The sequence below is a fragment of the Xanthobacter aminoxidans genome (assembly GCF_043193615.1).
In the GTDB taxonomy this organism is placed as follows: domain Bacteria; phylum Pseudomonadota; class Alphaproteobacteria; order Rhizobiales; family Xanthobacteraceae; genus Xanthobacter; species Xanthobacter aminoxidans.
On sequence record NZ_JBAFUS010000003.1, the window covers coordinates 440,865 to 454,847 of the forward strand.

The 13,983-nt window shown below is 68.1% G+C and carries 10 protein-coding genes; 1 reads left to right on the forward strand and 9 read right to left on the reverse strand.

Features of this window, described 5'->3' with window-relative positions; all coding sequences use genetic code 11:
- Position 1: 1 nt before the first annotated feature.
- Complete coding sequence (locus V5F74_RS17190) at positions 2-3,343, reverse strand: helicase-related protein (protein ID WP_394009423.1); 3,342 nt, start codon at positions 3,341-3,343, stop codon at positions 2-4.
- A 337-nt stretch (positions 3,344-3,680) separates the two neighbouring features.
- Here V5F74_RS17190 and V5F74_RS17195 point away from each other — a divergent pair, with 337 nt between their 5' ends.
- Complete coding sequence (locus V5F74_RS17195) at positions 3,681-4,475, forward strand: creatininase family protein (RefSeq protein WP_029556967.1); 795 nt, start codon at positions 3,681-3,683, stop codon at positions 4,473-4,475.
- A gap of 189 nt (positions 4,476-4,664) precedes the next feature.
- Here the strand turns inward: V5F74_RS17195 and V5F74_RS17200 are convergent, their stop codons facing one another.
- From V5F74_RS17200 to V5F74_RS17235, 8 genes are all read right to left on the reverse strand, one after another.
- Positions 4,665-5,282: an NUDIX domain-containing protein gene (locus V5F74_RS17200; protein WP_394009425.1), complete on the reverse strand. Its 618-nt coding sequence runs from the start codon at positions 5,280-5,282 to the stop codon at positions 4,665-4,667.
- 5 nt (positions 5,283-5,287) lie between these two features.
- A complete protein-coding gene (locus V5F74_RS17205; protein ID WP_394009427.1) occupies positions 5,288-6,925 on the reverse strand; it encodes an ABC transporter ATP-binding protein in 1,638 nt (545 codons plus the stop codon).
- Complete coding sequence (locus tag V5F74_RS17210; RefSeq protein ID WP_394009429.1) at positions 6,915-7,379, reverse strand: type II toxin-antitoxin system VapC family toxin; 465 nt, start codon at positions 7,377-7,379, stop codon at positions 6,915-6,917. The genes V5F74_RS17205 and V5F74_RS17210 overlap by 11 nt, the downstream gene beginning before the upstream one ends.
- Before the next feature lie 7 nt (positions 7,380-7,386).
- Positions 7,387-7,611 carry a hypothetical protein gene (locus tag V5F74_RS17215; RefSeq protein ID WP_374252520.1) on the reverse strand — a complete coding sequence of 75 codons (225 nt, stop codon included), beginning with the start codon at positions 7,609-7,611 and terminating at the stop codon, positions 7,387-7,389.
- Positions 7,612-7,652: 41 nt separating this feature from the next.
- Positions 7,653-8,861 (reverse strand): ABC transporter permease, encoded by a 1,209-nt coding sequence (locus V5F74_RS17220; RefSeq protein ID WP_394009432.1) that lies wholly within the window; start codon positions 8,859-8,861, stop codon positions 7,653-7,655.
- Between the two features lie 3 nt (positions 8,862-8,864).
- Positions 8,865-9,977, reverse strand: coding sequence for a microcin C ABC transporter permease YejB (locus V5F74_RS17225; protein ID WP_024277367.1), 1,113 nt, complete (start codon positions 9,975-9,977; stop codon positions 8,865-8,867).
- Positions 9,978-10,073: 96 nt separating this feature from the next.
- A complete protein-coding gene (locus tag V5F74_RS17230; protein ID WP_394009434.1) occupies positions 10,074-11,972 on the reverse strand; it encodes an extracellular solute-binding protein in 1,899 nt (632 codons plus the stop codon).
- Positions 11,969-13,897: an extracellular solute-binding protein gene (locus tag V5F74_RS17235; protein WP_394009436.1), complete on the reverse strand. Its 1,929-nt coding sequence runs from the start codon at positions 13,895-13,897 to the stop codon at positions 11,969-11,971. The genes V5F74_RS17230 and V5F74_RS17235 overlap by 4 nt, the downstream gene beginning before the upstream one ends.
- Positions 13,898-13,983: the final 86 nt, after the last annotated feature.

Consider the following 13,983-nt stretch of genomic DNA (forward strand, 5'->3'; position numbering starts at 1 on the left):
ATCAGCTGCCCTTCTTCTCCGCCTCCAGCCGTGCCTTGAGCGCGGCGAGGGCGGCAAACGGGCTGTCGGGGTCCGCCGGCTTCTCGCGGCGGCGCTCCTGATGGGCGGGACGGTTGTCCGCCCGCTGCTCGGGACGCGGGCCGCGATGCTCGCGGTTGCCCTCGTTCTCGCGCGGGCCACGGAACGGCGGACGGTCGCCGCGCGGCGGACGCGGCGCGCGCTCGCCCTCGGGCGCACCGGCCTCGGCGGGGGCATGCTCGGGACGGCGGTGGGGCGGACGGCCATCGCGGCGCTCGCCGCGGCCGCCACCCTTCTCACCACCGCGCTCGCCGCGATCCCCGCCGGGACGATCGCCGAAACGGCGGCCTTCGCCAGCCGGACGCTCGCGACGCGGCGCGCCGGGCGGACGGCCGGGACGCCACACCTCGATCATCTCGGGCTCGGCGGGAGCGGCATCGGCAGCAGCAGCCTCGGCCACCACGGCGACACCTTCCACCGCCTCGGGACCACCGGGGGCGGCGGGCGCCTCCACCTCGGCCGCGACTTCGGCAGCGGTGGGATCGCCGGACACCTCGACCGCCTCGGCGGAAGCCTCGGCCTCGGCCGCGTCGGCCAGAACCACGTCAGCGGGGGTTTCCTCGACGGGCACATCCTCGGCGGGGGCCTCAATGAGTGCCTCGTCCGCCGATTCGGCCGGCGCGTCGGCATCCTCGCCGACGGGCTCGTCCGCAGGCGCGGGCGCTTCCGCCGGGGCGTCGAACAGGAGGTCGGCCTCGATGGCGCCTTCCGGCAGCGGGGCGAGTTCCGCGGGGGCGGCTTCCGGCGCGGCGGCGGGGGCCTCGGCCTCCGGCGGCGGCGGGGGGCGGCGCTCCATGCGGTAGCCCAGCGACTTCAGGATGGAGGCGAAATCCTCCCCCGAGCAGCCGGCCAGCGAGGTCATGCCCACGGTGACGGTGAAGCCACGGCCGTCCACCGCCCCTGCCGGCTTGGGGCCGGGGGAGTTGGGCCGCCACGCCAGCGCCGGACGGATGAGGTCGGCGAGGCGCTCCAGAATATCCACGCGCACCGCGCGCTCGCCGCACACGCGGAAGCCGACGGCGCGGTACAGACCCTTCTGCACCTCGTGGTCCACGGGGATGGAGGTGCGGCCGGAAGCGGCGAGGTGCGGCAGCTCGTCGAGGCCCTTCTGGGCGAGGCCGCCGTGCTTCAGCGCATAAAGCTCCGCCGCCAGCGCGCGCGGGGCGGGCTTCAGCAGGGCCGGCAGATAGATGTGATGGGCACCGAAGCGCACGCCATGGCCGCGCAGCGTGGCGCGGGCAGCCTGATCCAGCCCCTTCACCTCGTCGGCGACACGGGCGCGCTCCAGCACGCCGAGGCTCTCGACGATCTGGAAGGCGATGCCGCGGGCGATGCCGGTGATGTCCTCGGCGGTGCCGAGCTTGGTGAGCGCGCCGAGCAGCTTCTCGATATGGGCGGCCACCCACAGGGTGAGGCGCGCCTCCACCTGGTCGCGGGCCGGGCCGGTGAGGTGCTCGTCGGCGATGATCTTGAAGCGCGGCTTCAGCACTTCCTCGCCGGGGATGAGCTTGGCCACCGCCTCGCCCGTCCAGCGGATGGTGCCGTCGAAGGTGAGGACGAACGCCTCGTCCACCGCCTGCGACAGGCGCTGGGCGCGCTGCTCGATTTCGCCGGCCAGAGCCTGCTGGGCGGCGGCGCGCAATGCCTTCGCTTCCTCGCCACCGGCCGCGGCTGCGGGGTCGGGGGCGAACTGGAAGCCGTGGAGGTGGCCGATGACGTGGCCTTCGACGGTAACGTCACCGGTCTTGCTGATTTCAGTTTCGAGCATCGTGTTCTCTCGCAGGCGCCGCATGAGCACGCTGGTCCGCCGATCCACGAAACGCTGGGCTAGCCTTTCGTGCAACGCATCCGACAGCTTGTCCTCGACCCCTCTCGTGACGCCTTGCCAGTGCTCCGGATCCCTGAGCCAGTCGGGCCGGTTCGCAACGAAGGTGAGGGTCCTCACCTGCGCAATCCGGTTCGACAACGTGTCGATGTCGCCTTCTGCGCGATCGGTCAAGGCGATTTGACGCGCGAACCACTCATCGGGGATGCGACCACCCCCCTTTATGTGCCCGAAAAGGGTGCCCACAAGCTCCGCATGGGCCCCCGGGGAGACCTTGCGATAGTCCGGCACCTGGCAGGCATCCCACAGCCGTTCCACGTCGGCGGCGCCGTCGAGACGGCCCGTCACCTCCATGTCCCGGCTCATGATTTCAAGCACCGCAACGTCATCGGCGGTGGGCGCGCGGGCCAGCCCCTCCTCCTTCGGCAGGCGCGAAAGGGAGGCGAGGAGCGCGGTGGGCGACTGGAAATCCGCGACGGCGTTGCGCCATTGCAACACCTTCGCAGTGTCGAACACATGCTCCTCCAGCCGGGAGACCAGTTCCTCCTCAAGCGGTGGACAACGTCCCGTCGTGCCGAACGTGCCGTCCCGCGTCGCGCGGCCGGCGCGCCCGGCGATCTGCGCCATCTCGGAGGGGTTGAGCTTGCGATACTGCCAGCCGTCGAACTTCCGGTCCGAGGCGAAGGCCACATGGTCCACGTCGAGATTGAGGCCCATGCCGATGGCGTCGGTGGCGACGAGGTAATCCACGTCGCCGGACTGGTAGAGCTCCACCTGGGCGTTGCGGGTGCGCGGGGAAAGCGCGCCCATCACCACGGCCGCTCCGCCCCGCTGGCGGCGGATGAACTCGGCGATGGAATAGACCTCGTCCGCCGAGAAGGCGACGATGGCCGAGCGGCGCGGCAGACGGGAAATCTTCCGCTCGCCGGCGAAGGTGAGGGTGGAGAGGCGCGGACGCACCACCACGTTCACGCCGGGAATGAGCTTTTCCACAAGCGGGCGCATGGTGGCCGAGCCCAGCAGCAGCGTCTCGTGCCGGCCGCGCCGGTTCAGGATGCGGTCGGTGAAGACGTGGCCGCGATCGAGGTCGGTGGCGAGCTGGATCTCGTCGATGGCGACGAAGGCCACGTCGAGATCGCGCGGCATGGCCTCCACGGTGGAGACCCAGTAGCGCGGGCCGGCCCCGTGGCGGCCTTTCGGCTTGATCTTTTCCTCGCCGGTGATGAGGGCGACGTTCTCCGCGCCCACCCGATCGACGATGCGCTGGTAGACCTCGCGCGCGAGCAGGCGCAGCGGCAGGCCGATGATGCCGCTCTCATGGCCGAGCATCCGCTCGATGGCGAGGTGGGTCTTGCCCGTATTGGTTGGGCCAAGGACCGCGCTCACCCCCCGCGCCCTCAGATTGCGCGGCAGCACGGCCCATCGGGTGACGTCGTCCATCGGCTCAGGCGCAATCCACGTAAAGGAGGGGTGTCCTGTATCATATCGGGACGCGACGGCCATGGCGAAAGGGGGCCGGCGGACATTCGCGGAACGGGACGGGGCCGAATCAGTTTCGGGGCGAGGTTCACGGGGCGTTCTCGGTGCCGCGAGCAGACGTCCTCCCCTCACCCGTCTCGAGGCGGAGCCGTGATCCACCCTCTCCCGCAAGGGGAGAGGGGAAGCCCCTGGGCCGAGGCATGTCCTGCTGACCCCAGACCCTTGACATCATGCGGCTTTTCCTTCCCATGGAGGTAGGGCGGCGCGGGCTGGCGCGCTAGGGGGCGGGAGGCGGACGGTGTTTCTGAAATGGGCTGAACTTTCCTCACCGGCACTCGCAGCGCTGGACAAGACCCGCATGGTCGCCGTCCTGCCCGTCGCCGCCGTGGAGCAGCATGGCCCGCATCTGCCGCTGGGCACCGACCTGTTCATCGCCGAGGGCTATGTGGAGCGCATCGCCTTCATGGTGCCGCGCGAGGTGGACGCAGTGTTCCTGCCGGTGCAGGCGGTGGGCAAGTCCGACGAGCACATCTCGTTCGCCGGCACGCTCACGCTTTCGCCCGCCACCGCCATCGCCGCCTGGGTGGAGCTGGGCCGCAGCCTCGCCCGCGCCGGCGTGCGCCGCCTCGTGCTCATGAACACCCATGGCGGCAACGTGCCGGTGATCGATCTCGTTGCCCGCACGCTGCGGGTGGACCACAAGATGCTGGCCGTCACCTGCTCCATGCACCGCTTCGGCTATCCGGTGGGCCTGTTCACCGATCATGAGCGGGCGCACGGCATCCATGGCGGGGAGATCGAGACCTCGCTGATGCTCGCCTTCCGCCCCGAGCTGGTGGACATGAGCCACGCCGGGCCGTTCCCGCCCTATTCCATCGCCATGGAAAGCGAATTCCAGCGCCTGCGCGCCAACCACCCCGTCGGCTTCGGCTGGCTGGCGGAGGATCTCAGCCCCGACGGCGCCATGGGCGACGCCACCCACGCCACCGCGCTGAAGGGCGAAGCCGCCTTCGAATACGGCTCCCGCGCCTTCGTGGAGCTGCTGAGGGACGTGGCGGCGTTCGATCTGGCCCGGCTGGAGCCGCATGCGTGAGGGTGGGATAGGTCGGCAGTCGGCGCGCTTGCTTCGCCGTCATGCCCGGCCTTGTGCCGGGCATCCACGTCGGGCCGAATTTACATCGCTGTGAGACGGGTCCCCGGCCCAACCACGTGGATGGCCGGGACAAGCCCGGCCATGACGGCGGTGAGGGGCGGCAACGGGGGTGCGGGTCTCAGCGCCCCCCTACCCCCGCTCCGCCGCCGCGATCAGCTCCGGCAGCCGCGCGCGGTTGAGCGCGAGCCATTGGAGGGCGAGGATCAGCACGCCATTGAGGCAGCGCCCCTCGGCAATGGCGGCGAGGGCCTCGTCCACTGGCAGCGCGAAGGGCTGTGTCATCTCCGTCTCCTCCCGCGACCCCGCCCGCTCCGGCAGGCGGGAGGCATCGAGGACGCCGAGAAAGATGGAGGCCAGCTCGTCCGTGATGCCGGGGCTGGGCGTAAAGGTCAGGATGGGGAGCAGAGCGCGGGGTGCGACGCCCGCCTCCTCCACGCACTCGCGCCGGGCCGCGTCCTCCAGCGCCTCGCCCGGCTCCACCATGCCGGCGACGATCTCCACCAGATCGCCCCGGTTGCTGGAGAGGTGCGCGGACAGGCGGAATTGGCGGATCATCACCACCAGGTCGCGCTCGGGATCGTAACCCAGCACGGCAATCACCTTCCCACCGCGCACGATGTCGCGCACCTGATGGTCGCTGGTGCCGTCCGCATGGTGCAGCACGAGGCGGTAACGCTCATAGGGGCGGAAGCCCTTGGCCAGCAGCTCCGGGCCTTCCACGTCCACCCGCGCGGGGCGATCTTCCATTTGCGTCACTGGCGCACCACGCCGTGGCCGGTGGCGTCGAGATTGAAGGCGGCCGCGAACAAGGCGCGGGTGTAGTCCTCCTTCGGGTGCTCGAACACGTCGTGCGCCGGCCCCTCCTCCACCATCTTGCCGTTGCGCATGACGAGGATGCGGCTCGCCAGCGCCGAGACCACGCGCAGATCGTGGGAGATGAACATGAAGGTGAGGTCGCGCTTCTTCTGGAGCGCGCGCAGCAGATCGACGATCTGCGCCTGCACGATCATGTCGAGCGCGCTGGTCGGCTCGTCCAGCACCACGAAGGAGGGCTCCAGCGCCATGGCGCGGGCGATGGAGATGCGCTGGCGCTGGCCGCCGGAGAATTCGTGGGGATAGCGGTGGCGCGTCTCGGGATCGAGCCCCACGTCGGCGAGCGCCGCCACCACCCGCGCCTCGCGCTGATCGGCGGTCAGTTGGCGCTGGTGCACCAGCAGCCCCTCCTCCACGATCTCCGCCACCGACATGCGCGGCGAGAGCGCGCCGAAGGGGTCCTGGAACACGATCTGGAGGTCCGACCGCAAGGGCCGCATGGCCTTGAAGCTGAGCCCATCGATGGGCTTGCCGAGGAACGCGATGGGCCCGGTGCTGGAGATGAGCCGCAGCAGCGCGAGGCCGAGGGTGGTCTTGCCCGAGCCGCTCTCCCCCACCACGCCCAAGGTCTCGCCCCGGCGGATGGCGACGGACACCCCGTCCACCGCCTTCACATGCCCCACCGTCTTGCGCAGGATGCCGCGCTTGATGGGGAAATAGACCTTGAGGTCGTTCGCCTCCACCACCATGGGCGCATCGGGGGCGATGGGGGCCGGGTCCGGCTTCGGCTCGGCCTTCAGCAGCGCCTGCGTGTAGGCATGCTTCGGATGGAGGAAGGTTTCCTCCGCCCCGCCCTGCTCCACGATCTCGCCCTTCTGCATCACGCACACCCGGTCGGCGATCTTGCGCACGATGCCGAGGTCATGGGTGATGAACAGCATGGCCATGCCGAGCCGCGCCTGAAGCTCCTTGAGCAGCTTCAGGATCTGCGCCTGAACGGTCACGTCGAGCGCCGTGGTGGGCTCGTCGGCAATCAGCAGGTCCGGTTCGTTGGCGAGCGCCATGGCGATCATCACGCGCTGGCGCTGGCCGCCGGACAATTGGTGCGGATAGGCGGAAAGCCGCTCCTCCGGCTGGGGGATGCCCACCTCGGCGAGCAGTTCCAGCGTGCGGGCGCGCGCCGCATGGGCGGACATGCCGCGATGGAGGATCAGCATCTCCCCCACCTGCCGCTCGATGCTGTGGAGCGGGTTCAGCGAGCTCATGGGCTCCTGGAACACCATGGTGATGTTGTTGCCGCGGATGCCGCGCAATTCCCGCTCGGAGACGGTGAGGAGGTCACGCCCCTTGAACAGGATCTCGCCCGAGGGGTGGCTCGCCGTGGGATACGGCAGCAGCTTCAGCACCGACAGCGCCGTGACGGACTTGCCGGAGCCGGATTCACCGACCAGCGCCAGCGTCTCGCCCTTGGCGAGGTCGAACGACACAGTCTTCACCGCCAGCGCCGGCGGCGCGCCATCGCCACGGCGGAAGGCGACGGAGAGGTCGCGGACGGAAAGGAGGGGTTCAGCGGTCATGCGAGGCGACCTTCTGGAGGAGCGCGCGGACGTTTTCTTCGGTCGGTTCGAGCCTGTCCAAGCCCTCGTGTGGCTTGATGCGCTGATCCGAAGAGAGGAACACGCTGCATTTCATCCCAAGCGCAGTGGCAACATGGATCGCGTCGGGGAGCTTCAGTGTCTTGTCACGGGAGCGGATGAATGCGGCATCGTGCAGGACTTGCCGGAAGACAGGGACGACCTCGATGTGACGGTTCGAGATGGTCCAATTGTCATAGACTTGGACGAGGTCGTCCCGGCGCAGTTCCAGCGGCTTCACCAACAACTCGCTGTGCGTCAGCTCGCTGGTGACCAGTGGCGGCACGCCCGATTCCCATTCGGAGAGCAGGAGAGAGACCAGAAGTTCGGACGCGGGTCCGCGCCCTTCAAAGGCTTTGACGAAAACATTGGTATCCCAATAGATCCGGAAGGCCATCGCAGGTTCAGTCGTCCCACTCGTCCCGCAACTGCCGGATTCGCTCCACCGGGTCGTCGCCGATCGGCTCGATATTCCGCGCGAGCGCTAGCAGCTCCCGGAGCTTCGCCTCCGAAACCGGCGCGGGCACGGCCTCGACGATGACGCGCAGGCCGTCGCTCTTCTCGCCGACCTTCTGCAAATCCTCAGGCAGCTTCTCAACAGGGTAGTTCTGGCGCACGATCGTATTCATCTCAGTCAACCTCGCGCATTCATTCTACCACACCCGTCCCCTCACCCGAACGTCTTGCGCGGATCGAAGGCATCACGCACCGCCTCGCCGATGAAGATGAGGAGGCTCAGCATCACCGCCACGGTGAAGAAGCCGGTGAGGCCGAGCCAGGGGGCCTGGATGTTGTTCTTGCCCTGGGAGAGCAGTTCGCCCAGCGAGGGCGAGCCGGGGGGCAGGCCGAAGCCGAGGAAGTCCAGCGCCGTCAGCGTCATCACCGAGGATGACAGGATGAAGGGCAGCATGGTGAGCGTCGCCACCATGGCGTTGGGCAGCATATGCCGCGTCATGATGGTGAGGTTGCCCACCCCCAGCGCCCGCGCGGCCTGCACATATTCGAAATTGCGCGCGCGCAGGAATTCGGCGCGCACCAGCCCCACCAGCGACACCCACGAGAACAGGAGCAGGATGCCCAGCAGCACCCAGAAGCCCGGCACCAGCACCGAGGAGATGATGAGCAGCAGGTAGAGCGAGGGAATGGCCGTCCATATCTCGATGAAGCGCTGGAACAGGAGGTCCACCCAGCCGCCGAAATAGCCCTGCACCGCGCCCGCCGCCACGCCCACCACGGACGAAACGAGGGTGAGGGCGAGGCCGAACAGCACAGAGATGCGGAAGCCGTAGATGAGGCGGGCCACCACGTCGCGGCCCTGATCGTCCGTGCCGAGCCAGTTCATTTCGAGGCCCGAACAGCCGGACACGCCTTTCTTCTCCGCCGCCGCCTTGCACTGGGCCTCGGTGAGCATCCAGGTGGGCGGCGAGGGGGCGGGGGTGGGCAGGTCCAGATTGTGGGTGGAATAGGAGAAGCGGATGAAGGGCCACACCATCCAGCCGCCCTTCTCCGCGATCAGCTTCTGGAGGAAGGGGTCGCGATAGTCCGCATCCGTCTCGAAATCGCCGCCGAACGCGGTCTCGGGATAGGCCTTCACGACGGGGAAGTAATAGCCGCCGTCATAGGAGACGAGGATGGGCTTGTCGTTGGCGATGAACTCGGCGCCGAGGCTGAGCACGAAGAGCACCATGAAGACCACGAACGACCAGTAGCCGCGCCCGTTGCCACGAAAGTTCGCCAGCCGCCGCCGGTTCAGCGGCGAGAGGGCGAAGCGGCTCTTGGGCTTGGTCTCGCCGGGCGGCGGCAGCGGGCCGTGGGCGGTGTCGCGGGCGGCGGGCACGTCGGTGGGCGCGCCAGGCTGGAGCACGGGAACGGCATCCATGGCTCAGACCTCCCGCGTCTCGAAGTCGATCCGGGGATCGACCAGCATGTAGGTGAGGTCCGAGATGAGGCCGACGATGAGCCCCGCCAGCGAGAAGATGTAGAGGGTGGCGAACACGACGGGATAATCGCGGTTGAGCACGCTCTCGAAGCCCAGCAGGCCGAGGCCGTCCAGCGAGAAGATGGTCTCGATCAAGAGCGAGCCGGAGAAGAAGGCGGCGATGAAGGCGCTGGGGAAGCCGGCGATGACGATCAGCATGGCATTCCTGAACACATGGCCGTAGAGCACCCGGCTCTCGGACAACCCCTTCATGCGCGCCGTGGTCACGTACTGCTTGCGGATCTCTTCCAGGAACGAGTTCTTGGTGAGCAGCGTCATGGTGGCGAAGGCGCCGAGCACCATGGAGGTGAGCGGCAGCACCAGGTGCCAGGCATAGTCGGCGATGCGCTCGGGCCAGCTCATCTGCCAGAAATTCTCGGAGGTGAGGCCGCGCAGCGGGAACAGATCGAGGAAGGAGCCGCCGGCGAACAGGATGATGAGCAGGATGGCGAACAGGAAGGACGGGATGGCATAGCCGACGATGATGACCGCCGAGGTCCACACGTCGAAGCGCGAGCCGTCGCGCATGGCCTTGCCGATGCCGAGCGGGATGGAGATGAGATAGGTGATGAGCGTCATCCACAGGCCGAGCGAGATGGAGACGGGCATCTTCTCGCCGATCAGCTCCAGCACCGAGATGTCGCGGAAGTAGGACTTGCCGAAGTTGAAGGTGGCATAGTCCGTGATCATCTTCAGGAAGCGCTCGTGGGGCGGCTTGTCGAAGCCGAACTGTTTCTCCAGCTCCTTGATGAAGGCCGGGTCGAGGCCCTGGGCGCCGCGATACTTGGACGACATCTCCGCCGCCGCCCCCGCCTGCGCCGCCGCGCCCGCCCCGCTGAAGTCGCTGCCGCCGCCGGAGACGCGGGAGGTGGCGGAGACGTCCTCGCCGGTCAATTGCGCGATCACGCGCTCCACCGGCCCGCCGGGGGCGAACTGGATGACCACGAACGACACCAGCATGATACCGAGAATGGTCGGCACCATGAGGGCGATCCGGCGGACGATGTAAGCGAGCATCAGGTGTCCCGTTGCGGCACTTCGGTTCAGGCTAGACCATATTGGCGGGAAAAGGTTGCCGCTTCACATGAAGATTCATCCATATGACGCCGCCCCTCAGCCGCCACGGGCGGGATCAAGGCCGGTGCTCCACCAGGTGTCGAGCACGCCCAGCTCGTAGCGCGGCTTCACCGCCGGGCGGGCGAACTGGTTCCAGTAGGCGATGCGGTTCTGGCCGGAATACCACTGGGGAATCCAGTAGCGGCCGGACCGGAGCACCCGGTCCAGCGCCCGGCAGGCGGTGACGAGGGCGGCCGCGTCGGGGGCGGCCAGCGCCGCGTTGATGAGGCCGTCCACCGCCGGGTCGGCGATACCAGCCACATTGTAGGAGCCGCGCGTGCGCGCCGCCTCGGTGGAGAAATAGGCGCGCAGCTCGTCGCCGGGATAAGGCGCGAAGCTGTAGCGGCGCACCACGAGGTCGAAGTCGAAATTCTGCAGCCGCTGCTGGAACTGGGCCGGGTCCACGATGCGGAAGGTGGCCTCGATGCCCACCTTCTTCAGATGGCCGATGAAGCGGGCGGTGTGGCGCTCCAGCCCGCCGTCATCGTCCAGGAACTCCATGGTGAAGGCCTCGCCCTTGGCATCCACCAGCTTGCCCTGCTGCACGCTGTAGCCCGCCTCCTTGAGGAGGTTGAGGGCCTGCCGGCGCAGGTTGCGGTCCTCGCCGGAGCCGTCGGACTGGGGCGGCACGTAGGGCTCGCCGAAGACCTCCTCGGGCAGGCGGTCGCGGTAGGGGTCGAGCAGCTTCAGCTCTGCCGGCGAGGGCAGGCCCTGCGCCATCATCTCCGAATTCTGGAAGAAGGAGACGGTGCGGGTGTAGCTGTCATACATCAGGTTCTTGCGGGTCCAGTCGAAATCGAACAGGAGCCCGACGGCCTCGCGCACGCGGCGATCGAAGAATTTCGGACGGCGGGTGTTGAGAAACCAGCCCTGCACGCCGGAGAAGCTCTCGTCCGGCAGCGTCTCCACCTTCACCCGCCCCTCGCGCACGGCGGGGAAATCGTAGCCGGTGGCCCATTCGCGGGCGGTGAATTCCTCGCGGAAGAGATAGACCTTGGCCTTGAAGCCTTCGAGGCCCGCCACCCGGTCACGGAAATATTCGTAGCGCACCTGATCGAAGTTGAAGCGCCCCTTCATGACAGGCAGGTCGCGACCCCAATAGGTGGGCACGCGGTTGTACTCGATGTAGCGCCCCTGCTCGAAGCGGCCGATGCGGTACGGCCCCGAGCCCACGGGCACCTCCAGCGAGGACTGGCCGAACGGGTGCTTGGCGAGGAACGCCTTGGAGAAGATGGGCAGGCCTGCGACGGTGAGCGGCACATCCCGCGCGCGGCCCGGCTTGAAGCGGAACACCACCTCGTTCGGCCCGTCCGCCTCGATGGCGGTGACGTCGCGCAGGGCCATGCGGATGGTCTCGTAGCCCTCCGCCTTGAAGGCCTCGAAGGTGGCCACCACGTCCGCGGAGGTCAGCGGCGTGCCGTCGTGGAAGCGCGCCTCGCGCCTGAGCTTGAAGCGGTAGGTGAGCCCCTCGTCCGAAATCACCACGGACGAGGCCAGTCGCCCGTACATGGCGCTCTTCTCGTCGCCGGCGGCGGCCATGAGGGTATCGTAGATCAGCTCGATGCCCTGCGCGCCGTTGCCCCGCTGGTTGTAGGGGTTCAGCGTGTCGAAGGTGGTGAGCGACTGGTTGTAATAGGTGGTGCGGCCGAGCTGGGAGAAGGGCCCGCCCTTGGGCGCATCCGGGTTCACATAGTCGAAGTGGGTGAAGTTCGCCGGATACCTCAGGTCGCCGAAGAAGGAGAGGCCGTGCCGCTCCACCGCGGCGGCGGACGTGCCGCCCTCCCCTGCCGCGGACTCCGCCGCCGAGGGAGCGGGCGAAGCGCCTTGCGCCCGCGCCAGAGCGGGCACGAGGAGCGCGCAGGACGACGCCAGCAGCGCGCGGCGCGTGAGGCTCATTTGCCCGCTCCCGCGCCGGTCTTCGACGCCTTGGCCGGGTCGAACCACCAGATGTCCGGGAAGGCGAAGGAATAGGTGGGCAGTTGCGCCGGATGGGCGAAGCGGTCCCAGCGCGCGGTGCGGGTATAGTTCAGCCCCCAGGCGGGGATGACATATTCGTTCCACAGCAGCACGCGGTCCAGCGCATGGGTGGCGGCGACGAGGTCGGCGCGGTCGGTGGCGTAGATGACCTTCTCGATCAGCGCATCCACTGCCGGGTCCTTGATGCCGGCGAGGTTGCGCGAGCCCTCCCGGTCGGCGGCCTCCGAGCCCCAGAACTCGCGCTGCTCGTTGCCCGGCGACAGCGACTGGCCCCAGCCGGAGACGATGATGTCGTAATCGCGCGAGCGCACGCGATTGATGTATTGCGAGGTGTCCACCATGCGGATCGACACCTCGATGCCGAGGCGTTCCAGCGCCGGGCGGTAGAACACCGCCACCCGCTCCATGGCGGGGCTGGAAAGCAGGAACTCGATGGTGAAGGGCTCGCCCTTGGCGTTCACCAGCTTGCGGTTCTTCACCTCGTAGCCGGCCTCCTTGAACAGCCGCGCCGCCTCGCGCAGGTTCGCCCGCCGCGCCTCCTCCGATCCGCTTTCGGGATTGGTGTAGGCGGTGGTGAACACCTGCGGCGGCACCTTGTCCTTCAACGAGTTGAGGATCTCCAGCTCGCGGCCCTGCGGCAGGCCGGAGGAGGCAAGCTCGGTGCCGGAGAAGAAGGAACTGGTGCGCTTGTACTGGCCGAAGAACAGGGTGTGGTTCATGCCCTCGAAATCCAGCGCGTAATTCAGCGCGCGACGCACCCGCGGGTCCTTGAACTTGTCGCGGCGCAGGTTGGGAATGAAGGCCTGCATGACGCCGGACGAGCGGTTCTCGAACATCTCCAGCACCACGCGGCCATCGGCGCGGGCGGGAAAGTCATAGGCGGTCGCCCAGTTCTTGGCCGAAGATTCCACGCGGAAATCATACTGGTCGGCCTTGAAGGCTTCGAGCATCACCGTGTCGTCGCGGAAATACTCGTAGCGCATCTCGTCGAAATTATCCTTTCCGACGTTCACATTGAGGTCCTTCGCCCAATAGTCCTTCACCCGCTCGTAGGTGATGGATCGGCCGGCGATGAAGCTCTTAATGCGATAGGCGCCCGAGCCCAGCGGCACCTCCAGCGTGCCCTGCGCGATATCGCGCGGCTTGCCGTTCGCGTCCGTTCCGGTCCACCAGTGCTTGGGCAGGATGGTGAGCTGGCCGACGATCTGCGGCAGCTCGCGGTTGCCGGCCTGATCGAAGGTGAAGGTCACGTCCCGGTCGCCGGTCTTCTCGGCCTTGGTGACGTGGCTGTAATAGAAGCGCTGGTTGGGGTTGTTCTTCGTCAGCGCCTCGAAGGAGAACACCACGTCCTCGGGGGTGATGGGCTTGCCGTCATGCCAGCGCGCGTCGGCGCGGATGCGATAGGTGACGGAGGAGAAATCCGCCGGGTAGCTCACCCCTTCCGCGATCAGCCCGTACTCGCTCGCCACCTCGTCGGATGCGGCGACCATGAGCGTGTCGTAGATCAGATTGATGCCCGCCGCGGGAGTACCGCGCGGCACCACGAAATTGAAAGTGTCGAACGTGCCGTCCTCGGCGAGGCGCAGCAGGCCGCCCTTGGGTGCGGCAGGATTCACATACTTGAAATGGGGAAAGCCGGCGGGATAGGCGGGCTCGCCCATCAGCGACAGGCCGTGCCTGAACACGGGTGCTGCGGGCGTGGCCGCCGGCGCGGCGGTGGTGGAGGAAGAGGCTGCGGCCGGGTCCGGCGCCGGTTTCGCGTCCTCCGCGCTGCGGCCGGGCGCCGCGAAGGCAAGGCTCAGCGCGGCGGCGAGGGCAAGGCGGCGGGCGAGGGACGCAAGCATCGGCAACTCCGGTTGGATCGCGCTTCGATCCGGGAATAGCCGATTATGGCACCCGCCGCGACGGCAGAAACATGGCGGCGACGGGC